The sequence below is a fragment of the Microcystis sp. M165S2 genome (assembly GCF_020245885.1).
GTDB lineage: Bacteria > Cyanobacteriota > Cyanobacteriia > Cyanobacteriales > Microcystaceae > Microcystis.
The window spans coordinates 1-26,917 of the sequence record NZ_JADBTZ010000329.1; the positions used below are offsets into that span (position 1 = coordinate 1).

Consider the following 26,917-nt stretch of genomic DNA (forward strand, 5'->3'; position numbering starts at 1 on the left):
CTGATAACTGATAACTGATAACTGATAACTGATAACTGATAACTGATAACTGATAACTGATAACTGATAACTGATAACTGATAACTGATAACTGATAACTGATAACTGATAACTGATAACTGATAACTGATAACTGCCCTAATAACTTTTAAACTTTTAACTTTAAGCAAATGCGTAATAGCGGACTCCTATCAAAAACCAAAGTCAAACTAAAACCGAAAAAACCGCTCAACTCGCCGAAGCGGCCATCGCCGAATAAATTACAGAATAAAATCACAGATAAAGAGCGTCTAGTCGGTCGTCAGCGTCAGTCATGGCTAATTATGGGATTAATTAGCATTGTCCTGCTAGGAGGAGTCGGCTCACGCTTGGCATATTTACAACTGCAGCAAGGACAAATTAACCGAGAAAGGGCAGAAAATAACCGGATTCGCATTCTTCCCAAACCCCCAGTCCGGGGCAACTTATTTGATCGCAATGGCAAAGTTTTGGCCACGGCCCGCTTAACCCATGCGGCCTATATTTGGCCGAAATCCCAGCGTAATCCCGCTCAAAAACTCAATCTTGACCGTTTAGCCAGTATTTTAGGCATTCCCAAAAGCGACCTAGAAAAACGCATTAACGAAGCGGACGAAAACCCCTCCACCCTGATCCGCATCGCTAGGGGTTTAACTCCAGGCCAAATTATCGCCCTAGAGGAATACAAAGACGAATTAACCGGCATTGAAGTGGACGTGGAATCAGTGCGCTACTATCCCAATGGCAAAATCGGGGCGCATATTCTCGGTTATACCGGGGAACTAACCCCGGAGGAATATCAAGCCAAAAGACCCCAGGGCTACCGATTGGGAGATGTCGTCGGTAAAATGGGTGTAGAAGCCGCCTACGAGTCAAAATTGCGGGGAGAATGGGGGGGAATGCAGTTAGAGGTCAACGGATCGGGACAAGTAATCCAAATTCTCGGCCAAAAAATTGCTAAACCGGGGCAAGATGTCACCCTGACACTAGATTTAAAACTCCAAAAAGCCGCCGAGGCCGCTTTAGGAAAACGCAAAGGTGCGATCGTGGCGATCGATCCCCGGGATGGTTCCGTGCGGGCCATGGTCAGTTATCCTAGTTTCGATCCCAATGTGTTCTCGGCCCCAATTACCACCACCACTTGGAAAAAACTACAAGCGGAGGGCAACCCTTTTGTTAACCGCGCTCTGCAAGGATTCCCCCCCGCTTCCACCTTTAAAGTCGTCACTGCCACTGCCGGCATGGAATCGGGTAAATTTCCCCCCAATACGGTCTTAAATACCTTTGCCGCCCTTTATGTGGGGGGGACAGCTTTTGGAGAATGGAATCACGCCGGTTTTGGGCCGATCGGTTTTGTCAGGGCCATGGCTATGAGTAGTAACACTTTTCACGGTCAAATTGGTCGCGGGGTGGGGGGTCCGGCTTTAATTGCCATGGCTCGGCGCTACGGTTTCGGTCAGAAAACCGGTATAGAATTAGCGGAAGAAACTCCGGGGTTAATTGCCGATCGCGATTGGAAACTGCGTAATTTTAAAAACTGGGATTGGTCCGTAGGGGATACGATTAATATGTCGATCGGTCAAGGATTTACCCTCGCAACTCCCCTACAAGTAGCTGTGATGTTTGCTGTCCCCGCTAACGGTGGTTTTTTGGTGAAACCGCACCTTTTACAGGATGCCCGCGATGTTAAGGAATGGCGAAAGTCTTTGAACATGAAACCTAGCACCCTAGACACCCTGAGAAAGTCCCTGAGAGCCGTGGTAGCGGAAGGAACGGGTCGGGCCCTATCGGACCCCGCTTTACCGCCCGTAGCGGGCAAAAGCGGCACGGCAGAAGCACCTCCCGGGAAGTCCCACGCTTGGTTTGGAGCTTTCGCGCCCTTCGACAAGCCCGAAATTGTCGTGGTCGCCTTTGCGGAACATTCCGGCGGTGGTGGTGGTAAAGTGGCCGCACCTATGGTACGTCAGGTAATGGAGGCTTATTTTAATGTGAAGCCGAAAGAAGAAAAACCAAAGCCTTAGAGACCTGTGGCGGTAAGTGGCACACAGCGTACGGTAATTCCCGTGGCCGTGGCAATTTTTTGCGCCCAAATTGCCAATATTTCAGCGTTTACGGGTTTGAGAATTTGCATTCCGTCGGCAGCGGTGAGGGGATTATTACCGCGGGTTTCTAATTGTCTTTGTCTTGCCCGGGGACGGGTCGGGGTGTTAAGTTGAATTTCATCCGGTTGTAGCTGTTGCATCAAATCGATATACTGGTCTTGATCTTGGGGCGACCAAGAGGCCAGCACCATGGTTTGAATTGCTAGTTTTCCCGACCATTCTTGGCGAAATTGTCTTAATCCCGACCAAAGAATCTGCCAATCCAGGCCGGGGACTGGACGGTTAACCCGTCGCCATTGGGCTTCGGAAACAGCATCGATTTTAGCGGCGACGATATCAGCTTTGCTCAAGTCTTGACGCACTCGGGCATCTCCCAAGAGGGTACTATTGGTTAAGACCGCCACCGGCCGCCTGGTCATTTCCTTGACGGTGGCCAGTATTTCCCCTAAATTGAGGGCGAGGGTGGGTTCCCCGCTACCACTGAGAGTGACTATATCCACATCCCAAGGAGCAAAATCCCTTAAATCCCTGCTAATTTGTTCGCTGGTGATAAAAGTTTTTCGTTGCTCGGTTTTTTGCTCAATTTCTCCTAACTGACAGTAGGCACAGTTAAAGGAACAGGTGGAAACTAAACCAATCGGATCAATGCCCAGGGAACTGCCGAAACGCCAAGAGGCAACCGGACCATATACGGAGCAGAAATAATCATGGCGAGCAGTCATCGAACATACCGAAAAAACACGGAGAGGGAGGGATTCGAACCCTCGGTACGGTCTTACGATTCGTACAACAGATTAGCAATCTGCCGCATTCGACCACTCTGCCACCTCTCCAAGATGACATTATTTTAGTCTAACATGAAAGGCCAATTTTTGGCAAGTAATTTTTGGGCAGTTAATCGCTTAAACGACCATCCTCCATGTTGACAATGCGATCGGCGATGTCGAGAATCCGGTTATCGTGGGTGACAAGTAAAATCGTGCAACCTTGTTCTTTTGCCAATTTCTGCATGATTTCCACCACATCGCGCCCGGATTGTTTATCTAAGGCCGCGGTCGGTTCATCAGCGAGGACTAATTTGGGATGACTGACGAGGGCGCGAGCGATCGCAACCCGTTGTTTTTGTCCCCCCGATAGATCATGGGGATAGTAATCAACGCGGTCACCTAAACCCACTGACTCTAGAATTGCCGTGGCTTTTCGATCGAGATCTTGTTCTAAAAACTCCTCGTGCAGTTCCAAAGACATCCTCACGTTTTGTTTCGCTGTGAGGAATTTTAGTAAATTATGTGCTTGAAAAATATAGCCAATTTGACGGCGAATTTTCAGCATTTTGCCCTTAGCAATTCCTAACATTTCTTGGCCGAGAATTTTTAAACTGCCCTCTTGTGCCGATCGCAAACCTCCCATTAAACTCAATAAAGTAGTTTTCCCCGATCCCGAAGGACCGGTCATAATTACTACTTCCCCCGCTTTAATTTCCAGATCGATATCGTATAAAACCTGTTTTTTTAATTCCCCCGTGCCAAAATAGTGATTTAAGCCTTTAATGGCAATTACGGGTTCGTTAGGGCTAAAATTCCCTAATTCTCGCTCTTTTTGAAAAATCAGCATTATGAGAACCTCGAAAAATATAGTATACTTCAATAAGATCACAAGTTAAAGCTATTTGGAGGAATGAGAATTTAATTCTCGGGGCAAATATTGGTCTTTTGTGGCGATTTTACCGATATTTAAAGACAACTGACCCACGGTTCGACTCTCCCAGAAGACAAGTCTTTGAAAATTATAAGTTAAGGGTACCTCAAAAAATCGAAAGATTTTATCAAAAATGTCATGTTGAATACCCTCAGTTTTACAGATGGCATAAAACCATGACTAATTGAGCATCGGCAAAGCACGATCAAACCTTAACAATTTTGTGCAAAGTTTGTTGGTACAAAATAAGTTGTTTGAGGTCGATAAACAATGATTATCTTAGAAATGAAAGCAGTGGTCAAACCGAGTTAGTGTTCTGCCATTGATGATACTATTCGTACGGTACAATTCATCCGTAATAAAGCTTTAAGACTTTGGATGGGTGCTAAACGAGAGGGTAAAGTAGATATAGTGATTTCAAATAAGTATGATAAAAGTGAAAAATAGGGTAAAATAAGGAGAAACGAGCAGCTTTTATGAAACCACCAGGCATCAGAAGCAGATATCAGCGGGATCAGCACTTTGTAGTTTTCGCATTGCAATCGTGCCTGCTAAAAAGCACATTGCAATTGTAAGAACTAAAACGAACAGTGCTAAACTAGGAGTCATAAATACAGGTAAGTTAGTATCTCGTCTAGTTAAATCATACATAAGTTCTGAAATCAAGAAACCTGGAATATATCCCAAAACAGCAAGAATTAAAGACTCCTGAAAAACAACATTAAGCAGAAAAGAATGAGGGTAACCCATTGCTTTGAGAGTTGCATATTCAGCAAGATGATCAGAAACATCTGCATAAAGAATTTGATAAACAATAATTGCCCCTACCATAAAGCCCATTATTACACCTAAGCCAAAAATAAAACCAATGGCCGCACTCGTTTCCCAATAGTGTTTTTCGGATAAGGCAAAATCTTCGAGAGTCATTGCTTTTACGTCATTGGGTAAAATTTTTGTTAGGGTTTTAATCACGGCTTGGGGATTAGCGTTAGGTTCTAGAGTAATTAATCCAACATTAATTTTCTTAATGCTGCGACCTTTAAAAATATGTAAAAAAGTTGAATCACTGGTAATAACATTACCGTCTGCTGCAAAGGAAGCTCCTAGACTAAATAATCCTGCTACTTCAACTCGTACTCCTTCTAATTCTGTGCTAACCTGATATCCTTGATTAAAATTTTTGGCAATGGCACCAAATTCTCGTCGAGATAATTTGTCAAAAAGTATTCGATTTGCCATCTTTAAATCATTTAAATTGTTGACTATTTCGGGAAATTTAAATACAGATTGAGCAGGATCAAAAGCATAAACCAACAAAGATCGTTTCGTGTGATTATCAGGATTTTTCCATTGACCTAGACCAACATACAAAGAAGCCACTGACTTAACCCCTTTCACTCGTTGAGCTTGATAAATTCTTTCCCGTGGAAAACTTTCTAGAGCAAATAATACTTTAGATTGAGTATTTAATAATACCAAATCGGCTTTGATACTTTTATGAGGGGCCATTGCAGCTTCATAGAGAGCATTCATGAACCCTAACTGAAGAAAAATGAGAATGACAGCGAACCCAATTCCCGCTAAAGCTACCAATAAACGAGTCTTATTACGGACAATTTGAAGAAGGGCAAAAGTAAGTAGTAAAATCATGGTTTTTACTTAACTAAATTTAGAGTTGAATGGCAACTTGAACTTGTAAATAGGTGAAATTTTGAACTTTTCGACTGGTTTCTGGATCAAGCGCAATTTTCACTTCAATTACTTTACGATCAACATCAGCACCTGGATCATTACTAAAAATATTTTGTTTTTGAACTAATAAACCAATTTGTTTAACCGTTCCCTCTAACTTTTCTCCAAAAGAATCACTGCTAATAATTACTTTTTTACCCAATTTAATTTGTTGAATATCTGTTTGATAAACCTCAGCAACCACTTCCATCTTTTGAGTTTGACCCATTTTTACAATTCCTTGACTATTAATTGTTTCCCCAGGTAAAGTATGAATTTGAAGAATTTGCCCATCTACGGGCGCTTTTACAGAAGCTAAGGCTAAATTCGTTTTTGCTTGGGTTTCTGCTACTTTTGCCTCCTCTAGTTCAGCCATAGCTAAGGCGATATCTTCAGGCCGAACTTCTTTAATTTCTTCTAAGGTTGCCTGAGCAGAACGAATCTGCTTTTGAGTAGTTAAAATGGTACGGTTTAAAGTTGCCTTGGCTTCTTTAATTTGTTGTTGTAAAGTTGTAGTAATTGTGAGTAAATTAGCCCCAGCTTCATTGAGTTGTTCTTGAAAAACATCTTTTTGTAAACAAGTATTATCTCTAGAAGAACTGGAAACCGCTCCTTCTTTATATAACATCTCAGCACGATGACATTCAGTTTGGGCATTCTTGAACTCAGATTTTATCCGTTCAATGGTGGCTTTTTGGGCTTGTACTTCTCCAGTTAAACGAGATTTTAGACTGGCAATATTAGCCTGCTGAGAAGCTATTTGGCCTTCCAATTCTGCTTTGAAAAGTTCTACGGTTTCTGATTGAGATTGTACCGCTCCGATTTTAGCACCTGCTTGAACTTGATTTAAACGAGCTTGAGCGACTTGAACCCTTTTTTGGGCCAATTTTAAAGCGGATTGTTCTCGTTCATAACTATCCAAGATGGCAATAATTTGCCCGGTTTTGACTGTATCCCCCTCATTGACCAAAAGTTTTTCTAAACGCGCTCCTTCTAGAGGAATGGTTGCAGAGACTTGTATGACTTTGCTTTGAGGTTCAATTCGTCCTAAAGCAGTTATTGAGATTACAGGCGATTCTGGTTCAGAGGACTCAGTTTTTGTTTCAGAAATTGTCAAATTGGAGAATTGGGTAACAGATAGTAGTCCGAGTATCCCAGTTGACAAAGCCCCAATAATAACACAAATCATCAGCCATTTGCCTTTTAAAAATTTGATCTTTGGAAAGTTCATCGATTCTTTGTTCATAATTCAAGTAAATCTGGCTCTTCGGTTTGTGTTATGCAATGGACGGGGTTTATAAGGGATGGAACCCTTATATAGAAAGGCATTTAGCGATTTTTGTCAATTGTTTTTTATCTAGAGCGAACTAATCAATTAAGTCTCTTGCCAGATAAGGATTTAGTCGATTTATGCCCCCCGATCGAACCATAACAAGTAACGAAGAGCCGTAAATCTATCCTATTTTAGGTACGTTTTTTCCAAAATGGGATTCTCCAAAAAAGAATTCCTATAGAGTATTCTACTACAGAGACCGATTAGAGTCTTCTGGAAGATAACTAACAAACAACTTAAGAAAATAAACCGGAAGAAACCAACCCATTCCCTCAATTCCTTGAAATAGATAATGAGATAAAACTAATCCTCCTAAATATAGGGTAATTGCTATTGATTTTTGCAGACGACAAGGAACAAATAAGATCAAGGGGGTTGCTATTAGTAAATAGCCATAAGCGATGGTGGCTTCTGGCCAACTTCCTCCATAAAGCCATGCCACCAAAAAAGGATGCAGATGAATCGCAATAAATCCATAGTGATAACGCCAATTGTGTTGAGGAGAATGATGCCAACATTTTGTAGTCTCTGAGACATTAACAATAGCTCCTCCTACCAAATCAAAGGCCAGAAAAGCCATGATTAATAATTGCCAAATATTCCAGCCAAAATGATTAATTATGGCATAAATAGGAATCAAGACAGTGGCTAAAAGGGTCGGAATAAGACAAATCCATGTTTCTTGAAAAGACATGCCGGGACCGACCACCATATCCCAACTTCCTAATAGTCCTTTTCTGGGCTTTTTCAGATTACTATTGAGTGTATTCATTCTGGAAATTCCTGCTAAAATTAATAAATAAAACAAGTAACCTGGATGATTCTAGAGAACAAAAAAGCCATCTTTAACCATTTCATAAAGACTGTTATCAAAGGCTTGAATAACCGTTTCTAAGTCTTCTTGAGAATGGGCATCATTCAACATTAAAGTATGAAGTTCTGGCATATAAACCCCATACTTTCGCATATAATAAGCAAGAGCTAAATTCGCTTTAAAATTGCTTCCTGCTTGTTTTTCTCGATAAAATTGAGCTTTTTTATAGCTAAAAGTTAGAGAAAAAATAGAACGATTGGCTTTCACTTGAAAAGGAACTTGATGAGCCTCTGCAATGGTTTTTAGTTGGTGAGCTAACCACTCGGTTTGTTCCGCTAAACGAGTATAGATTTCAGGATGTAATTTTAAATAACTTAATGCAGCTAAACCAGCCGTACAGGTCAACGAATTCCCGCTCATTGTTCCTCCTACAAACACTTTACTTTCATAATCGCGAAAGGGATCTTCCGAACTTTTGGCAATATTAATCAGTAGTTCTTTTCCAGAAACACATCCTCCCGGCAATCCTCCACCAATGATTTTCCCCAAACAAGTTAAATCAGGAACAATTCCTGTTAAATTTTGTACTCCTCCATAAGTAACTCGAAAACCTGAGACTACTTCATCAAAGATTAATGGTAAATCAAATTGGTCACAAATCTCTCGGAGTTTCGTTAAAAATTCTAGATCGTAATCAGCAAGTGCCGTTGGCATGGGTTCACAGATCACACAAGCGAGACTGTCTGCTTGTTCTCGCAATCTTTGTAAACTCGCTTGATGGGCATATTGTAAAACCAAGGTATTTTTGACGATTTCTGAATGACTGCCTAAGGTTCCCTTAATGGGTTCAGGGGCTTCTTTGTTTCCTGTAAAGCGAAACCAAGAACTCACCATGCCTTGATCAGAAAATCCATGATAATGACCTTCAAATTTAGCCACTCGATCCCGATGACGATAAGCTCGACATAATCGAATCGCTTGCAAAATTGATTCTGTGCCTGAATTGGAAAATATCGCCTTTTCTGCACCGGGTAGGGCTTCAACAATAGCCTCTGCTAATTCAATTTCGGGGAGTGTTCCCATCGCATTTACACCCCCGTTAAGAATGGCTTCCGTTAAACTTTGATTAATCACGGGATGACTGTAACCCAAAATATGAGGGCCATATCCACAAGCGAGATCAACATATTTTTTACCATCAACATCAATTAAATGAGACCCCTTTGCTTCTTTAACAAATAAAGGATAAGTGCTAGGGAAGAAATAACGGTCTAAGTGAGTGGGAGCAACTAGAGCATTTTTTGCCCGATCTCGTAAAGCTAAGGCTTGAGGATTAGCCTCAGCAAAATAAATATCAAAGTTATGTTTAACCTTAGGATTCATGTAAGGAGAATAGCGATCTGTGAATTTTTGAGCATTCGCCCAAATATCAATTTCTGGGTCAATTTGACTAGCAAATCCTTCACAAGAAAGAAAAACTAATTCAACTTTCGTAAAGTTTGTCGTATATTCAGCTTGATATCGCTTTAAAACTTGATTTACATCTTGAAAATAACTAATCGTTGACCATCGTTCTGTTTGATCATTAAAATGTTTTCTTAAAACGGCTTCGATTTCTTTATGGTAATCAGACCAACGCTCAAAAACCTGCTCTTTTTTGATGACAAAATGTTGGGTAAATCGTTCAACAGCTAACTCCCATTCTTTACGAGTACAGGCGTAATAAAAAGAAGATAATCCCCATTTTTCATCTTCGCTTAATTCTACCGTAATACCAAAATCAACTAAAGTAATTTGACCATCTTCAGTAAAGAAGATATTCCCTGGATGGGGATCACCATGACAAATCCCATCTAAATATAACATAGTATAAATGGTTTCTTGGAAACGGCGAGCGAGTTGTTGAGGGGAAAGGTGACAGCGATAAGATTCTTTACCCGGAATTCCCTCGATAAACTCCATTACTAGCAAATCATTAGTACACAATTCAGAAACTAATAAGGGAACTTTGACATAGGGATGATTTTTGAAATTAAGGTAAATTCGGGATTGTTTTTCAGCTTCTTGAATAAAATCGGTTTGAGCAATTAATAATCGAGATAATTCTCGAAAACGAATGGGTAAATTGAGAGATTTAACGGACGGAATCAAACGATCTACAATTTTAACAACAAAACCCATTACTTTAAGATTTTCTTGTAGGTCTCGGCGGACGTTTTTTTTGACAATTTTAACAGCCACCTTTTGTCCTGTTTTTAATTCTGCTTGATGAACTTGGGCAATTGAAGCACTGGCCACTGGTCTAAAAGAAAAGTCTTGAAAAACGGTTTCAAACGGCTGTTTTAAACCTCGCTCAATAATCTTTTTTGTATCCGCTTCATTCATACTGGGAACATTATCTTGCAAGCGACGGAGTTTTTCAGCAATGGTATCAGAAATTAAATCTGAGCGAGTCGCTAAAATTTGCCCTATTTTAATATAGATAGGCCCCATACTAATTAAATAGTCTGATAAAATTTGACCTTGTAACTCTTTTTTTTCATTAGGGGTTTTGCCCCAAGTTTGGTATAGATAGGAAACACCATAAACAAGGGTGAAGATCAGGAAATTCAAAAAACGAAATCCGAGCATACTTTTAAGTCCTACTGTTACAAAAATAATAGAATAGAGAGTTCAAATACTGAATGGCATCACTGGGTTTATAGTATCTACCTCAGACAATCCTCTAATTACGGATGAGATTGAGATTGAAGATAAACTTTTCCTTCATTTCCATCAACCACTAATGTATCTCCTGTCCGAATTACCTGAGTAGCAACCTTTGTGTTAACAACGGCTGGAATTCCTAATTCCCTAGCGACAATAGAACTATGAGAAAGGAGTGAGCCAATCTCTACAACAACGGCGGTGGCTAGGTTAAAAAGAGGTGTCCACGCTGTGTCGGTAAAACAGGTGATCAGGATTTCCCCTGGTTCAAATTCATCCATTTGTTCTTCTAAATTGAGAATAATACGAGCCTTCCCGACTACTCGCCCCGGACTACTACCAACACCAACAAGACAATGATGATCCAGTTTCTGATTGAGGTGAGTCGCTGGATCCCAATAACCAATAAAGGTTAAGGGAGGAGTGGGAATTTGCTGATTGATTAGATGACGGCGACGATTTTGCGCAATTTTCTGGCGTGAAAATAAATTTTCAGCAGATTCTTGCCCAGAAACATAAAGCAAAATATCCTCATAAGTAATAAAAGCAACTTCATCTAAGGTTTGAAGAATATGATTAGCCACTAAACGACGAGCAACTTCTATCACAAGGACCCGATTCATCCAAATTCCTTGAATAAAACACATTCTCATTTCTTCTCTTAGCTGACTTAATTTGAGATAAGAATTCATGAGAAACTGATAAATTTTACGTTGCCACCAAGGCAGTTTTTTTAAGGTTTGCTTGGCTAGAGCAATACGTTGATTATTACGATTAGTCCTTGTCGTCAGAACTTCATAATTGTCTTGCTGTAAATAGGTTTTAAGTGTTGTAAAAATATAGGTAGGATCATCCAACCATCGAGGATGTGTCAATTCCATTTCTTGATGCGCTCTCACTCCATGTTCTTGCAGTAAAAGCTTGTATTTTTGGTAAAAAGTTTTCGCTTCAGGATTTTGTTCGATGATTTTAACAATATTGGGGGGAGAATCGTTGAGAATTAATTGTTTTAGAGCAGAAGATTTTCGAGCTTCTAAGGCCAAATCTTCAATAGCTTCAATCATCTCTGTTGTACGTAATTCAGAAGCTCCTGCTTTAATTAATTCAGGAATCGATTCATCTTCTTGAGAAAACCACTTTTCAGAAATTTCTTTTAAAACATCATAAAAAGCGAAAGCTCCAATATAAGGAGTACCATATAAAACACAACTATCGTGATAATATTGATAGGCTTCTCTTAGCTTTTCTCTCAAGTCATAAAGTGATAAATTAGCTAAATCTAAATTCATAAATTTTTCGGAAATAACGGGACGATTTTTTAGCCAAGTTTTCGATTTTTTGCGATAAGTTAATAAATCCCTGATTAAGGTCTTGACATAAAAGCAATTTGAGCGAAAATAGTCCCATCCTTTCAGTCCTAATCCATGAGGATTTTGATAGGTTGTGATCTTAACTTCTTCACTGGCAAACCGCTTTAAAAACTTACTTTGATCTCTAAAGAGAAAACATTGAGCATATAAATAGGCAAAGTAAGAAACATCTAAATAAGCTCGACCAAAGAGAAAAAAACCATATTTTTTAGGATTACCAATATCCCGTATTCCTAACGCTTTTAAAATTCCTTGATGAGTATTGTGAACATAATATCTTGCAAAAGATTCTCCCAAAGGAGTAAAAGTGCCAGTAAAAGATTCACCTATATCTAAACAAGTATATAAAGCTTGAGAATTAAGATATTTCTGTTCTTCTTTGACAGCTTGACTGGATTCTAAGGTAGTGATAGGACGACTTTGCAAAATATAAAATTTTTCTCCATCAAACGCCCATTCAATATCTTGTTCAGCTTGATAGAAATCTCGAATTTGTTGGGCTAGTTGGGCTAATTCAACGATTTGTTCCTCCGAAAGCGTTCTTAGACTGCGTTTTTCTTCTGGAACTTTAACAGTGGCAACTCCTTGATCAGCATCAAAAACACACATATTTAGTTTATAGTTAATTGTCTGATCACTAATTGATTGAGACGCTACATCAAAGATAAAGGAGTCTGTCATGGTTTTCCCAGAAACAATGGCTTCTCCTAGACCCCAACTGGCTTCAATTAAAAACTGATTAGGTTGATTGCTGACTGGATTTCGAGTAAAAATAACACCAGAAATATGAGAGTTAACCATTTGCTGAACCACCACAGCAATCGGTTCTGATTCACTTATTTTTTGATTTAAACTTCGATACACTAAGGCTCGATTTGACCACAATGAACTCCAACATTTAATAATTGCTTTATGTAATTCTTCTTCGTTAGTAATATTAAGATAAGTTTCAAATTGTCCTGCAAATGAATATTGATTAGAATCCTCACTAATAGCAGAAGATCGAACGGCGACTGATTCACTATTTAATTTTTGATATTCTTGATTAATTTCTGTGAGTAAGTCTAGAGGAATAGCTGAATTATAAATTGCATTTTCAATTGTTTTAAATTGAGATTGCAAAGCATTTTGATTAGTCTGATTAATGTTTTCTTGAATTAATTCTACAAGTTGACCACTTTCCAAAAATTGATGGTAACTATCACAAGTAATGACAAATCCTTTGGGAATCGGAAATCCTGCTTTTATCATCTGATTAAGATTTTTGGCTTTTCCCCCAATTAAGGAATTTTGTGTTTTAGAAATTGTACCTAATTCTAAAATATGGGTGGTCATGGATGATCTCCTAAAGGAATGTAAAAAAAGATGACAAGAGTAATAATTAGCTAAATGGTCAACATTTCTTGACTCAGGTTTTTCCGTTTTAAAACAGGAGAAAAAGTTTGCATTGGTTGCCCCAAACGACAGAAGAAAAAGCCCCGTCCTTGGGGTAAATGATAGCTTTTTTGAAATAGCTGACGTAGATGTGGATGTTGTAAAATAACGCTAACGGGGTGAATAGCTAATCCCATTTTAGTCGCATTTAAACAAAAGTTCAACCAAAGTGCACCTCCTTCTAACTGCATTTTTAAAGAAGGATACTCGGTTTTAAAATTAAGATAAATCAAGAGAGGGGATGCTTTGACAAGTTTTCCCATTTCAGAAGCCAAAAGATGAGGTAATCTTAAATACTTTAGCCAATTCATACAGTAAGGGTTCAGTAAAATTTTTAACAAAAAACCAAAACTTTGAGAGCCTTTTTTTAATAGTTGCTCAATCGGAAATCCATATTCATGTTGTTCTTGCTTAGTAAAGTGGATAAATTGATAGGTTTCTCTCCAAACCTCAGCTTTTGTAAACTCAATCTCCCCATAATGACTGACAAATTTAGCCATTGAGTCTATCACTTCTCTTTCTTTAATAACCGTTATTTCAATCTCAGAAAAAGTGTTAGGGTAAGCATAACTTTTTAAGTCAAAGAGGGACTCATCTAGCACAACTTTTGGTAAATTACTATCATAAGGACTACGATGAGTAATTCGTTTGCTAAATTGTTGAATTAGTTCTTCGATGTTCGGTGTTAAAACATCAGGTTCAAATTGAATAGTTAGCACAGTGAAGGGAATCCAATAACTAGGAATTTTGAGAGATTTGGGTAAAGGGTTTTGAGTTATCTCGGAATTATGCCAAATCGTTGTTCCTGAAAGAGATTGTGAGGCTAAAGCGATCACTAAACTTTCTAAAAATGCACCACAACTTAGTAACATTTCTAGATTGTGACTTTCTAAACTACAAAGACATTTTTCTTGATTCAAAGCTAGAATTAGATAAATATTATTGTTACCATTAGGAAGAACTGCTGCCGTATGTTCTTGAAGAAAACTCTCTAAAATCAATTGTGAATCTTTTTGGATTACTTGAATAATTTCCCAAGGCTGACAGTTATGAGAAGAAGGAGATAAACTGGCTAAGGAAACCGCTCTATTAATTTCTGATTGAAATCTTAAGGATAACGAAGGAGATGTTTTCATAGTTCCATTGTTTGAATTGTTGATTGCTCTCGTTAAAGGTAGGCAGAGCCTACCCAATCTTTAATTCTATTGTGCCTTACTTTTTGACCCCGACAATTAAGTCTCGCATGGTTGGTAAAGAAACAATATCTACCGACTTAAAGCCAACTTTACTAAAACGTTCTTTATATTCTTCCTCTGTACTTTCACCTCCTCCATCAGTTGAAACTAACATATCTAACGAGAGTAAAGTCGTTAATAATGGACCCGTTTCTTCTTGATTAATTAATGCCTCTGTTGCCAAAAGAACACCAACGTTTGGTAAAGCCTGATAACATTTTTCAAGAATGTCTAATTGGATATGATGAGGCCAATCATGAAGAACCCAACCAAGATAAATAATATCAAATCCTTTCGGCAAAGGGTGATTACTTAAGAAATTTCCTGCACAAGTTGACATTTTTCCCTCTAAATAGTACTCCTCTTTGATGTACTGATCTGTTATTTTGCAGACTTCGGGCAAGTCAAAAACGGTGACTTTTAAATTAGGAAACTTAGAAACAATCGTTTGACCAAAAACCCCTGTAGAACCCCCAATATCTAGTAAATGGTTATAGGGGGAAAAATCAAAGTTGAGAGCGACAGCAGCAGCGGTTTCTTGATTATACAAATTCATCGTTTTTAGGAAATGCTCTAACTGATTAGTATCTTGATATAAACTAGAAAAATGTCCTGCTTCAGAGCCAGTCACTTGTTGCCAACGATTACTATTTTCTTTGACGGCATCCGTCAGTTTATTCCACAGAGGAAGAATATCTCGGATATGCAAAGCAACATCCCCTAGATAAATAGGATTTCCTGAGACTAATAATTCTTGAGATACAGGACTATTTTGGTAAGTGTTATCCTTTTTAGTGAGGAGTCCTAGAGCAACACAGGCAGTAAGAAGCTTTTTACCGCTAACGGGAGAAAATTGACAGTCTTGAGCCAGTTCTTCCACCGTTTTTGCCTGTTGGGATAATTGTTCAAAAATCCCTAATTCTAGAGCGGAGAAAAGGGTTTGTGTTTTCCAGCCAGCAATGATTAATTCTTGGATATCGAGAAAATTCATCAGAAATAACTCCTGTTAGAAATGACGTTAATTTGAAAGAGAGAAATGGAAATTTAACTTAATTCGTTCAGATAATTAGTAGATAAATGAATAAGAACAAAATGACATTCCGGCACTTCCCACCCAGCCAACAATGCGATCACCTCGTTGAACTTTGCCTTGCTGAATAGCGGTAGCCATCCCCCCTGGGACTGAAGCAGAAACTAAATTGCCACAAGTGGGATAGATATGCCACATTAAATGTTTAATACCACAAATTTCAGCTACATCATCCCAAGCTTTTTTAGAAGATGCATGAGGAAAAACAATCTTAACTTCATCTAGAGGGGTTTTGAGTTGTTCTAAAACAACTTTTAATTCTTGTGAGGCATTAAGATGCAAATCATTACCAAAAGACGTGAAGCGATTGAATCCATCTAGACCAACTTTGGGCGAATTAGAAGAATAATATTTCTGGTAACTCTCTAAAGGAACAGTACACAAATCAGCTAAATCGGTACGGGAACGAAAATTAAATTCCCAAGGATTATTGGGATCATAAGAAATAACCGTAGCCGTCGCTGCTTCCCCCAAAGTATAACCTGGAAAAGACCAGTTAATTTGCTCCTCATTTGTTAAGCTAAAAACCTTTGGATAAACATAGCCATCATCTCGTAAGTTAAATTCTGAATTAACGACTAATGCCCGTTTATAAGCCCCAGTTTGTAGTAAAGTATAAATAATGTAGATAGCACGAGTCCAACTCATACAAGCATCTAGAATATCAAAGCAATGAACTTCTTTCATTCCTAATGAATGGGCAACCATATAAGACCCCCCCGGTTCAATAAAGCCTCGATCAATTCCAGTGTAAATTAACAAGTCAATGTCTGAGTTATCACAATTAGCTTCCGCTAATGCTTGATTAACTGCTTGAGTCAGTAATCCAATTGGTGTTTCACCATCACCTAACCAATTACGATTTTGAGAACCCGAATATTTTAGATAAAACAAAATATTATCTAGAGTTTTATCAAGATTACCTTCAAAAGTAGCTATACTATGTTTGCCAATTAATTCAATAATGTCCTCATTACTAACTTTGCGTGAGGGAAGTACCACTTTTACTGATTCTAATTTCATGGGAAAACTCCTAAATAGACAGGATAAATACAGTTAAGTTCAACAATTTCGACAAGATAGAGATAAAGGGCTAACTAGGAACAGTTTGATAACGACTCAAATAAATACTAAGACCTTCAATCGTCTCACAATCAAAAATGACTGTGGGGGAAACTGGATAACCCAACCAAGTTTCTAAATCAGCAGACAAGAACAAAATTTCGGAAGAACTAAGACCCGAATCAATAAAAGAAATTTTTTGGTGAATCTCTTGCGGATTAATTTCTAACTCTTTGGACAGATAGGCTATTAACCAAGCTTTTATTTCTGTTGCAGAAACCGAAGCAAAACGCTGGTTTAAAGCTTGAATTTCTTGATTTTTGTTCCATTCAAAAACCCTATCAAGAGATTTTCCCAAAAAAGCTTGACGGCAGCCCTGACGCTGTATTTTACCACTTGATGTTTTGAGAATCGATCCTCGTTTGAGAAGAGAAATCGCAGCCACTTCTAGCTCATGATGGTCATCGACAGCTTGACGAATCGCCTCCACTACTGTGGGAAAATCCGAAGTCCGGCGTTCTACTTCTGCTAGAATTACTACTTTTTCTAATCCATTCTCATCAATGGAAAACGCAGCACAGTTGTTTAAACGAATGGCTGAATGGCTTTTTTCTACTGTCCATTCGATGTCTTGCGGATAATGATTCACACCACCAATAATAATTAAATCTTTTAAACGACCAGTCACAAAAAGTTCGCCCTTTTCGATAAATCCTAAGTCTCCTGTGCGTAAAAAAGGACCTTGTTCAGTCTCTTTAAGATAGGCTTTAAAAGTCATTCCTGTTGCTTCTAAATTTTGCCAGTAACCTTGGGCTACACTTGGATCATTAATCCAAATCTCTCCCATCTCTGAAGCAGAACAGAGCGACAAGGTATCTGGATTAACAATAATCACATTCATCTCACCAACGGGCAGGCCACAACTCACTATTCTACGGTTTTTTTTCGTCGAATCTTCTGGGTCAATAATTTCCTTAATTCGGGGTTGTGTATCATGGGGTTTAGTGGTGACTAAAAGAGTTGCTTCTGCTAATCCATAAGCAGGATAAAAAGCCTCAGATCGAAATCCACAAGATTCAAAAGTTTTAATAAATTTCTCCACCGTTTCGGGTCGAATAGATTCTGCACCATTACTAGCTGTTTTTAGAAAACTTAAATCCAAGTTGTGTTTTTTTTCTTCTGTAATATTATGAAGACAATATTCATAAGCAAAATTGGGACCTTGGGTGTGGGTTGCTTTGTAACGAGAAATAGTTTCTAACCATCTTAAAGGACGTTTGATAAAGCCTAGAGGAGACAGAATATAACAAGGGATTCCTGTGTAAAGTGGTTGAATTAAACCATCAATTAATCCGTAATCATGAAAATAAGGCATCCAAGTCACAGCAATACTTTCTGAAGTATATCCCCATGCTTGTTGAATATATTGAGAGTGATGGAGAACATTTTGATGACTAATCATGACTCCCTTGGGCGTAGAAGTTGAACCAGAAGTGTATTGTAAATAAGCTAGATCATCTCCTTTGAAAGAAGGCATTTGCCAATCAGTTGACTTAGCTTTAGCAATTTGATCACTGGCTAACCATTGTAAGTCTGATAACTCAGTCAGTTGTGACTTTAAATGAGAGTAAATATGACTGGTTGTTAAGATTATAGTCGCTTGAGAATCTTGAATAATTGCTTTGAGTCGAGGTAGGGTTCGTTTTAGCCGAAGGGGATCAGGTGGAGGGGCTGGGATGGCAATAACGCCTGCATACAAACACCCCCAAAAAGCAGAAAGAAAATCTAAACCGGGAGGATAGATTAATAAAGCCCTTTCGCCTGTTGCTTGCCACATTTGCAACTTAGAAGCGATCGCTTGACTTTCTTGATCTAACTTATCATAGGTAAGAGTATCAGGAGCTTGATGATTATCGGGGAGAAAAGTATAAGCCATTTGATGCGGCTGTTGAGAGGCCCGACAACGGAGTAGTTCAACTAAAGTGGAAAAGGGAAGACTGCTAGACATTATTTGTCATCTCCTTCGATAATTTTGCTTTTATTCGATAATTTTGCCTTTAATTGATAGTAATAGACTATCGCTTGATCGGCGGCAACCCAATGATAGGTATGAGGATCGGGTTGTTGCGGTGTAATGGATTTTAGAATGGGTATGTCTTGTTGTTTTTGAGCTATTTGCACTTCAAATGTAACTAGCAATAAAGCAAATAAATAACCCAAAAAAGGATCGCAAATATAGTCTTGATAATAACGAATTATTACCCAACTATTTTGTTTATCTATAGGAGTTGCTACCACAATAAAATAAATTTTGGGTAACAACTGAATCCAAGTGAGATTAGGGAATCTCATCTTTAACTTGAAGCTAAAATTAGACTCTTGATTAGAGGATTTTCTTAATTTTCCCTCGGTCCTAATACAGTCATTTTTGAGGGTAACTTCATAAGGTTCTAGAACCGACCCAATTTTTGTAAAACGGTGTAAGGCGTGCGGTTTTTTGCCTTGAATTTCTTCCGACTTACAAATAGGATACCACTGTTGGGGAATCATCTAAATTTCTCCTTAATGTTAAGAAACAAAGTAGTAGAATTTGTACCTTCATTTTAGAGCTAATTGTGAATTTCTTCTGCTAAAGTATTCACAGTATAAGAAATTTGTTCTTGGCTATGTTCGCTAGTAATAAAAAAGCGCATTCTCGCCCCATTTTTTTCGACGGCGGGATACAAAATAGCGTCCACATTAATTCCTCTTTTAAAGAGGGCTTCTGACAGTTTTAAACATACCGAAGATTCTCCTACAATAATTGGCACTACAGCAGAGTTAGCACTGTTTCCAGTATTTAATCCCTTTTCTTTGGCTAAAGTGAGAAACAAGTTTGAATTATCTTGTAGTTTTTTGACCCTTTCAGGTTCAACTTCAAGAAGCTTAATCGCCTCTAAAGAAGCAGCAGCATTAGCGGCTGGAATTCCTACACTAAAAATAAACCCAGGGGATGTTTTTCGGAGAAAATCTATAAGGTTTTGACGGCCGGCAATATAACCGCCACAACTGGCTAGGGTTTTACTTAATGTTCCCATCAAAAAATCTACTTCATTGGGATCAACATTACAATATTCAGTAATTCCTTTGCCTCGTTTGCCTAACACCCCTAAAGAATGGGCTTCATCCACCATTAAATAAGCATTATTGGCCTTAGAAACCTCAACAAATTTCGCTAAATCTGGAATGTCTCCATCCATACTATAAACCCCTTCAATCACGATTAACACTTTGTTATAGTAAGGGCGTAAAGTTTTGAGGGTATTTTCCAAAGCTTGCCAATCATTATGAGGAAAAGCCTGTCTTTGTGCGCCCGATAAAATACAGCCAACAATGACACTATTATGACTTAAAGCATCATGAAGAATTAAATCGCCTTCTCCAAATAGATGGCCAATAGTAGAAACATTAGTTCCGTGGCCTGACACATAAACCACTGAATCTTCTACCCCAATAAATTCAGCAATTTTACTTTCTAATTCTTGATGTAAAGGAATTTGACCACCAATAATTCGACTGGCACAAACGGAAGTTCCATAATGTTCAATGGCTTGTTTAGCTGCTTCATTCACTTGAGGATCACCAGACATTCCCACATAATTATAACTCGAATAATTAATCAGTTCTCGACCCTCAATAATAACCCTATTACTATTTACGCCTTCATGAGTGCGAAAATAAGGGTTTAATTGAGTATATGAACTAATTAAATGTTCTCTTTCTTGTAAAGCTAAATAAGCAGGAGAAGTTTCAATAGTTTGATGACGCTCTTGAGGAGAAACAGAACTTTTTAGAGAAGATAAAGGAATAGGCGTAGGAGTAGGGAGAGAAACTGTTGGATTAATATTATTAAGTGACAGCAGTTGTTCTAAAACTTGTTCTACCTTCATAGTGGGTTGAATAGGCATATTAGACGCAAGACAAAAGGTGTTTTTGAGATGGTGTAAAAGTTGCGCTAACATCCAAGAATCAAGTCCTAGATTCTCAACAAGATGATGATGTAACTGAATTTCTTCTTGAGGAAACCCGCTAACTTTAGCAATAATTTGCCATAAAATTAACCGAATTTCTTCAGGACTTTGAAATTGAGCAGTAGCAGACAATCCCGATGGAGAATTATCTTGATAAATTGGAGAAGTCTGTAAGCCTTGTCTTGGCGATGATAAAGGAAAGGATGGGTCATTTGCACAGGTTAATTGTTGATGTTGTTTGAGTAAAACTTTGCTTTGAAGGGCTATGGCTTCAGCTTGCTTGCTCAACAATTCTAAAATCTTCGGTGGCAGACCGGAAAGTGAATCAGAAGAAGACAAAGAAGGAGAATTAAACGACATATCGTGAAACCTCTTAAAAATCAAAAGTCAAGATTACTTTCGGATAGGGATTACGGCGGATTCAGGCTCAGTCTGGTACATCTTCTAAGTGGAAAGGCTGATCTAATAAGGAGTTGTCTGTGCCAGATGGATAGAGAAACCGCCGTATTAGACCTATCAACCAGAAACTTGATCTCAATAGTTGAGACAACAAATATCCATTGTTTTTAGGATTACTAAATGTCGGAATCTGGCAAGAAGTCGATAAATTAAGGTCAGTCTAACGACTTAGTAAGATTTTGCTTTGTACAATTAACGCTTCAGCCTGTTGAGTAAGAACTTCCAACAATTGACTCGAAGGAGAATTTAAAATCTTAGCTTCTTCCGGTTGAACAACAGGTAAGATTGAAGATTCGTCTTTTTCTTTATTAGCATGATGATTTACAGTTAGGATTGGGTAATGTTTACGGTTAAAAGCATAAGTCGGCAGATGCAACTTTTGATAAGTAGCATCACAATACAGATTCGCCCAATTCACTCGACAACCTTCAGTGTATAAGATAGCTAAAGTGTTGATTAAAGTTTGCCAATTTTCTTCACCTAACTTAACCGAATCTAACCAGATGACATCTTTGAAACCACACTGTTTACCCATGCTTACTAAGGTCGGTTTGGGACCAATTTCTAGGCAAACGTTAACTCCTAACTTGACTAAAGATTGTAGTCCACCTTGAAAATCAACTGTATGGAGTAGATGATTACACCAATAATCTGCTTGGCAAATTTCTTCAGAATAAGCGACTCGACCCGTATAGTTAGAAATTAAGGAAATCTGAGGGACGTTGAAAGTAACTTGCTTAACCGTTTCTGCAAATTCCTCAATGATAGAAACCATTAAAGGAGAATGAAACGCATGAGAAACAGAAAGGATTTTAGTAGCAATTCCTTGAAGTCTTAGCATTTCAACAATTTGGTTAACGGCTATACTTTCTCCCGAAATTACCGTATTTTGAGGACTGTTACGGGTAGCAATCACGACTTTCTGTTGATAAGAGTCTAAGTAAGGCACAACGCTATCAGCAGGAAGAGCCACCATAGCCATGGTCCCATTAGCAGGCAGATGCTGGATTAATTGACCCCGTTTTGCCACTAATTTAACCGCATCTTCTAAGCTAAATACATTAGCAATGCAAGCCGCGACATATTCCCCTAAACTATGACCGATGACTGCTGTTGGTTGAATCCCCCAAGCTTGCCAGAGTTTGGCCAGTGCATACTCAAAACTAAAAAGAGCCGCCTGAGTGTATTGTGTTTGATTAATGAGTGTTGATCTTGGCTCTTGAGGGTAAATAACAGATAACAAAGACTCAGACAAATAAGGGCGGAATAAGGCTTCACATTGACGGAAAGCTTCTTGAAAAATCGGTTCAGTTTCCCATAATTGTTGCCCCATACCGACATACTGTGAACCTTGACCTGTAAATAAAAAGGCGATTTTTGTGACATTTCGCTCATTAAAGACATTTTTAGTAACTCCTTTAGAAAATTCACCCAAGATCAATCTCTGAAGTTTGATCTTTAATTCTTCTTGAGTCTTCGCTACCACCGCTAAACGATGGGAAAAGTGGGAACGACCTGTATTTGTGGTGAAGCACAAATTTGCCAAAGAATTATTAGGATGCTCAGTTAGCCATTGAGTATAATGAGCAACTAAAGCCTGTAAACTACTTTCATTTTTCGCTGATAAGGTGAATAATAAAGGCAGATCAGCTTTTACATCAGAAGTAACTGACAATTGTGGGGCTTCTTGTAAAACGACATGACAGTTTGTTCCCCCAAAACCAAAAGAACTGACCCCTGCATAGAGACTATCGGTGTTCGTCACCCAAGGTTGATGGGTTTTAACAAATTCTAAAGAGGTATTGTCTAAAGAAATATGAGGATTTACCTGTTTTAAATGAAGATGCGCTGGAATTTCTCGATGATGTAGGCATAAAGCCACTTTAATTAAACCAGCAATTCCGGCTGCTGCTTCTAGATGCCCAATATTCGTTTTGACTGAACCCACCCAATAAGGATGATTTACAGGGCGATTGCTATCAAAAACCGCCTTGAGCGCATCCACTTCAATCGGATCACCCAGAGGCGTTCCTGTCCCGTGAGCTTCTATGTAACTAATTTGTTCGGGTTTAATTTGTGCTTTGGCCAAAGCTTCACGAATTATCGATTGTTGAGCCAGTCCATTCGGCGCAGTAATGCCATTACTGCGACCATCTTGATTGATCGCTGACCCCCGAATCACTGCATAAATAGCATCTCCATCGTCCATAGCATCTTTTAAACGTTTGAGGACAACCACACCGCAACCTTCTCCTCGAACATAACCATCAGCATCGGCATCAAAAGTCTTACAACGTCCTTCTGGGGACATCATTTGAGCTTGAGATAACGCTAATGTTAAATCAGGGGTTAAGATCAAGTTAATGCCAGCCGCTAAGGCTAAATCGGATTCATGGTTTTTGAGATTTTGACAAGCCATGTGAACTGCTACCAGAGAGGAGGAACAGGCCGTATCTACAGTCATACTCGGTCCACGTAAATCCAACAGATAGGATAACCGATTGGCAACCATACTATTGGCACTACCGGTTCCCACATAGGCATCAAGGTTTTCAGGATTCCGTAATAGGATATGAGAATGATCATTCGTACTCAGCCCGACAAATACGCCTGTACGACTACCCGCTAACTGATCTGGGACAACCCCAGCATTTTCAAAGGCTTCCCATGCCACTTCTAGAAGTAATCTTTGCTGAGGATCCATGCGAGCAGCTTCGCGAGGAGCAATGCCAAAGAACGACGAGTCAAATTGATCAACTAGATCTAAAAATCCGCCCCATAAAGCAGGATGATGATCAGGCATCGTACGATGCAAACTTTCGCTTCTTTCTGAAGGTAAGCGACGAATGGCATCAATACCTTGAGATAAAAGATACCAGAAAGAATTAATGTTATTAGCATTGGGAAAACGGCAACCTAAACCGATGATGGCAATAGCATCCTCAATGATCGCTGAATCAGACGGCTCAGACTGAGAGGTTTGGGATTGAACAGGAGAAGTCCCTGTTTTTTCCCCTAAATAATCCGCTAATTCGCTGATGCTCGGATAGTCCCAAAGTAAGGTGGGAGAAACGTTTTTATCGAGCAATTTCCCTAAATCTGCCGCTAAATTAACCATTTGTAGGGAATTTAAGCCATAATTACTAAAAGATTCTTGGATATTAATTTCTTTAAGGGTTAACTGTCGTTTTTCACTCAACCAATTTACTAACCATTGACGAATGGCTTCCACAGACAAAACCGATGAACCAACCGAAGAAAATTCCTCTCCAGTTTCTTTCCCAGTTTCTTCGGTTAAGATGGGAGCTTGCCATTGACCAATGACGGTTAAACTAGACTGTTCAAATCCTGACCGACAAGCATAACGTTGAATTTTTCCACTAGACGTTTTGGGAATTGAACCCGTTTTGAGTAAAACTACGGCATAAACTTCTATTTCATGATGCTCTGCAATCGCTCTACGAACCGCTTCAACCACCTCCTCTGTATTAAGCTTGCGAACAAATTGACGCTTGACCTCTAAGGTTAATACTAATTGTTCTTGATGATTAACTGTGACGGCAAAGGCGGCCGCAAAGCCTAGTCTGAGAGCAGGATGACTATTTTGCGCCGTCAACTCTAAATCTTGAGGATAATGATTACGACCACGAATAATAATCAAATCCTTTAATCGTCCCATCACAAAAAGTTCACCGTCTTTTAGGAAACCTAAATCACCCGTTCGTAGATAGGGACCCTCATTCCTTGTCTCTAAATAGGCTTGAAAGGTTGCAAAACTGGTTTCAGAACGTTGCCAATAGCCTTGAGCAATACTCGCACCGGACACCCAAATTTCACCAATGCCATCAGGGGGACAAGGGATATGAGTTTCTGGATCAACAATAACAATTTGACAGCCTAAAATTGGACGACCACAACCTATGACTTTATTTGCCTCCTCATGACTCGATGAAGGAAGTTCAACCACCCGTTTTTGTTCTAACCCCAATCTTTGCAGTGCGAGAACACGGGGAGCTTGACCCTGTGGCACACTACAGATTTTTAGGGTTGCTTCCGCCAGTCCATAACCTGGGCTTAAAGTTTCCCAACTTACCCCTAAAGACGCAAAGGCAGTGACAAATTTCTCTAAGGTTTCATAATAAATCGGTTCAGCCCCATTGACCGCCACTCGCCAACTGCTTAAATCTAGATGAGCATCTCGAATCGATTGACTTTTCTCAACACATAATTCGTAAGCAAAATTAGGCGCCCCCGTATGAGTCCCACGATATTGGGCGATCGCCTCTAGCCAACGCTGAGGCTTCTGGACAAAAGACTCAGGAGACATTAAAAAAGTAGAACAGCCACTGTAAAAAGGTTCTAAAATACCAAATACTAAACCAAAATCATGAAAATGGGGCAGCCAAGAAACAATCACACTCTCCCCAGAAATATCCCATGTTTGAGCCATATCATAAGTATTATGCAGGGCATTTTGATGACTAATCATCACTCCTTTGGGAGTACAGGTTGAACCAGAAGTATATTGTAAATAGGCAATATCTTCGGGGTTTATCCTAGGCTCTTGCCATTGGTCGGCTAGGTTTCCATCTATCTGATCCGTCGTTAACCAAGATAAGTGTTTCAGTTCGGGAGCAAACTCAAAACAGCGTTCTAAATTTTGGCTAATCTCAGAAGTGGTTAAAGCAATTTTTGACTGTGAATCTTTCATTATCGCTTTAATTCTCTCTAAAGAGCGATTAGGCTTAGGATGATAGGCAGGAACAGCAATCATACCTGCATATAAACAGCCAAAAAAGGCGGCGATATAATCTAAACCCGCAGGATACAGTAAAAGAACGCATTGATTTTCAGGATGAAAACGTTGAAGACAAGCAGCAATGGCGCCAGCTTTTCGATCTAATTGAGCATAAGTTAGCTTTGCGGGGATATCTTGGTTGTCTGTTAAGAAATGATAAGCAATTTGATTCGGTTGATGAACCGCTCGATATTTAAGTAATTTTACCAATGTAACTGGTTCAGATCGATCACCAGAAGAAATTTCGGTCTCCCATGGTGAAAAAGGGCTAAGATTTGTCGTCATCATTTAAACCTACCTAAGTAAGAGGCGAGGCGGCTTTTCGTTGCCATTTCAAGGGTTTCCGACACTTGTGTCAGGCACTCACGTAATAACCTTAACACCCACAAGCCAAAAGGCTGACAGGCTCGAAACAAAAGTTAACAGAGTTGGGGCTGATATAGTGCGCCTAAATGATATGTAAACTAGAATGCCGACAACAATCCCGAGATATTTTAGAATAAAATGAGGACAAATATAATAAGTGTTTGGAGAATCAAATGGAAGCAGAACTTCAAATTCTCGTAAGGATTCAGGTCATACAAAAAGCAGTCAACCCCTTGCTGTGTAAGCATTTAGGGGAATTATGGACAAATGCTCATTCTCATTAAGAAACGCTGAAAGCCTTAATTTTCGTGCTTATTGAGAATAAAACTGTTAGTTTAGCGAGTTCTGAGATTTTAGAAGCCGCTCTGTGACTGCATTTGAGACACCTGAATCCTTACGATGAATCAAGCAAAAGTGTGGGGAACTGGAACATCCTTAAACTTAAGGTAATGAATTAGAAGCGGTAGGGAATTTTCTAACATTTTGACACATTTTGAATAGCAGAGAGTCTTACGATGAAGACGGGCTAAGTAATGACGTAATCTTGTATTGGCTCTTCTAGGTTCTGTGTGAGCATGGTATAATAGTAACACAGAACAGGAGGTGGGTTATGTGGATAAATTTTGATCAACTCCTCGATTTACCAAATGTAACAGTGGTCAATTATCAAAAAATTGAGCAGACAATTTTC

15 protein-coding genes, 1 tRNA gene and 2 pseudogenes are annotated in these 26,917 nt (G+C 39.1%); 2 read left to right on the forward strand and 16 right to left on the reverse strand.

Translation table 11 applies throughout. From position 1 onward, the window contains the following. Positions 1-170: 170 nt before the first annotated feature. Positions 171-2,039 (forward strand): penicillin-binding protein 2, encoded by a 1,869-nt coding sequence (gene mrdA / locus IM479_RS16275; RefSeq protein ID WP_287684092.1) that lies wholly within the window; start codon positions 171-173, stop codon positions 2,037-2,039. On the opposite strand, the gene IM479_RS16280 is transcribed toward mrdA, so the two are convergent. From IM479_RS16280 to IM479_RS16290, 3 genes are all read right to left on the reverse strand, one after another. After that, positions 2,036-2,842: a radical SAM protein gene (locus IM479_RS16280; RefSeq protein ID WP_287684091.1), complete on the reverse strand. Its 807-nt coding sequence runs from the start codon at positions 2,840-2,842 to the stop codon at positions 2,036-2,038. The two genes, mrdA and IM479_RS16280, sit on opposite strands and share 4 nt — an antisense overlap. Before the next feature lie 19 nt (positions 2,843-2,861). Continuing rightward, positions 2,862-2,953 (reverse strand) — tRNA-Ser (locus IM479_RS16285). Between the two features lie 61 nt (positions 2,954-3,014). Further along, positions 3,015-3,734: a DevA family ABC transporter ATP-binding protein gene (locus IM479_RS16290; RefSeq protein WP_287684090.1), complete on the reverse strand. Its 720-nt coding sequence runs from the start codon at positions 3,732-3,734 to the stop codon at positions 3,015-3,017. 405 nt (positions 3,735-4,139) lie between these two features. Between IM479_RS16290 and IM479_RS16295 the strand changes: the two are divergent. Continuing rightward, positions 4,140-4,247: pseudogene (locus tag IM479_RS16295) on the forward strand (transposase); the annotation flags it as partial. A 63-nt stretch (positions 4,248-4,310) separates the two neighbouring features. Here IM479_RS16295 and devC read toward each other — a convergent pair. The 13 genes and pseudogenes from devC to IM479_RS16360 form a co-directional block, all read right to left on the reverse strand. Further along, positions 4,311-5,468, reverse strand: coding sequence for an ABC transporter permease DevC (devC, locus tag IM479_RS16300; RefSeq protein ID WP_287684089.1), 1,158 nt, complete (start codon positions 5,466-5,468; stop codon positions 4,311-4,313). 19 nt (positions 5,469-5,487) lie between these two features. After that, positions 5,488-6,666, reverse strand: a complete 1,179-nt coding sequence (locus IM479_RS16305) for an HlyD family efflux transporter periplasmic adaptor subunit (RefSeq protein WP_287684088.1) — start codon at positions 6,664-6,666, stop codon at positions 5,488-5,490. 406 nt (positions 6,667-7,072) lie between these two features. Next, positions 7,073-7,654, reverse strand: coding sequence for a hypothetical protein (locus tag IM479_RS16310; protein WP_287684087.1), 582 nt, complete (start codon positions 7,652-7,654; stop codon positions 7,073-7,075). A 51-nt stretch (positions 7,655-7,705) separates the two neighbouring features. After that, positions 7,706-10,327 carry an aminotransferase class III-fold pyridoxal phosphate-dependent enzyme gene (locus IM479_RS16315; RefSeq protein ID WP_287684086.1) on the reverse strand — a complete coding sequence of 874 codons (2,622 nt, stop codon included), beginning with the start codon at positions 10,325-10,327 and terminating at the stop codon, positions 7,706-7,708. Between the two features lie 98 nt (positions 10,328-10,425). Next, positions 10,426-13,107 (reverse strand): PEP/pyruvate-binding domain-containing protein, encoded by a 2,682-nt coding sequence (locus tag IM479_RS16320; RefSeq protein ID WP_287684085.1) that lies wholly within the window; start codon positions 13,105-13,107, stop codon positions 10,426-10,428. Positions 13,108-13,157: 50 nt separating this feature from the next. Beyond that, positions 13,158-14,342, reverse strand: coding sequence for a nitroreductase family protein (locus tag IM479_RS16325; protein WP_287684084.1), 1,185 nt, complete (start codon positions 14,340-14,342; stop codon positions 13,158-13,160). 76 nt (positions 14,343-14,418) lie between these two features. Continuing rightward, positions 14,419-15,432: a methyltransferase gene (locus tag IM479_RS16330; protein WP_287684083.1), complete on the reverse strand. Its 1,014-nt coding sequence runs from the start codon at positions 15,430-15,432 to the stop codon at positions 14,419-14,421. 75 nt (positions 15,433-15,507) lie between these two features. After that, entirely contained in the window at positions 15,508-16,554 is a 1,047-nt protein-coding gene (locus IM479_RS16335; protein ID WP_287684082.1) for a 3-oxoacyl-[acyl-carrier-protein] synthase III C-terminal domain-containing protein, read from the reverse strand. A 70-nt stretch (positions 16,555-16,624) separates the two neighbouring features. Beyond that, a complete protein-coding gene (locus IM479_RS16340; protein ID WP_287684081.1) occupies positions 16,625-18,601 on the reverse strand; it encodes an AMP-binding protein in 1,977 nt (658 codons plus the stop codon). Beyond that, entirely contained in the window at positions 18,601-19,143 is a 543-nt protein-coding gene (locus IM479_RS16345; RefSeq protein ID WP_287684080.1) for a hypothetical protein, read from the reverse strand. Before IM479_RS16345 ends, IM479_RS16340 begins: the two co-directional genes overlap by 1 nt. Positions 19,144-19,202: 59 nt before the next feature. Further along, entirely contained in the window at positions 19,203-20,963 is a 1,761-nt protein-coding gene (locus IM479_RS16350; protein WP_287684079.1) for an aminotransferase class I/II-fold pyridoxal phosphate-dependent enzyme, read from the reverse strand. 259 nt (positions 20,964-21,222) lie between these two features. Then, positions 21,223-26,070, reverse strand: a complete 4,848-nt coding sequence (locus tag IM479_RS16355; RefSeq protein WP_287684077.1) for a type I polyketide synthase — start codon at positions 26,068-26,070, stop codon at positions 21,223-21,225. A 560-nt stretch (positions 26,071-26,630) separates the two neighbouring features. Further along, a pseudogene (locus IM479_RS16360) lies at positions 26,631-26,777 on the reverse strand (IS1 family transposase); the annotation flags it as partial. Positions 26,778-26,917: the final 140 nt, after the last annotated feature.

Excerpts from the sequence above, each read along its gene's own strand:
- mrdA (WP_287684092.1), top strand. The coding sequence starts at position 171 with ATGCGTAATAGCGGACTCCTATCAAAAACCAAAGTCAAACTAAAACCG.
- IM479_RS16280 (WP_287684091.1), bottom strand. The coding sequence starts at position 2,842 with ATGACTGCTCGCCATGATTATTTCTGCTCCGTATATGGTCCGGTTGCC.
- IM479_RS16290 (WP_287684090.1), bottom strand. The coding sequence starts at position 3,734 with ATGCTGATTTTTCAAAAAGAGCGAGAATTAGGGAATTTTAGCCCTAAC.
- devC (WP_287684089.1), bottom strand. The coding sequence starts at position 5,468 with ATGATTTTACTACTTACTTTTGCCCTTCTTCAAATTGTCCGTAATAAG.
- IM479_RS16310 (WP_287684087.1), bottom strand. The coding sequence starts at position 7,654 with ATGAATACACTCAATAGTAATCTGAAAAAGCCCAGAAAAGGACTATTA.
- IM479_RS16315 (WP_287684086.1), bottom strand. The coding sequence starts at position 10,327 with ATGCTCGGATTTCGTTTTTTGAATTTCCTGATCTTCACCCTTGTTTAT.
- IM479_RS16320 (WP_287684085.1), bottom strand. The coding sequence starts at position 13,107 with ATGACCACCCATATTTTAGAATTAGGTACAATTTCTAAAACACAAAAT.
- IM479_RS16325 (WP_287684084.1), bottom strand. The coding sequence starts at position 14,342 with ATGAAAACATCTCCTTCGTTATCCTTAAGATTTCAATCAGAAATTAAT.
- IM479_RS16330 (WP_287684083.1), bottom strand. The coding sequence starts at position 15,432 with ATGAATTTTCTCGATATCCAAGAATTAATCATTGCTGGCTGGAAAACA.
- IM479_RS16335 (WP_287684082.1), bottom strand. The coding sequence starts at position 16,554 with ATGAAATTAGAATCAGTAAAAGTGGTACTTCCCTCACGCAAAGTTAGT.
- IM479_RS16340 (WP_287684081.1), bottom strand. The coding sequence starts at position 18,601 with ATGTCTAGCAGTCTTCCCTTTTCCACTTTAGTTGAACTACTCCGTTGT.
- IM479_RS16345 (WP_287684080.1), bottom strand. The coding sequence starts at position 19,143 with ATGATTCCCCAACAGTGGTATCCTATTTGTAAGTCGGAAGAAATTCAA.
- IM479_RS16350 (WP_287684079.1), bottom strand. The coding sequence starts at position 20,963 with ATGTCGTTTAATTCTCCTTCTTTGTCTTCTTCTGATTCACTTTCCGGT.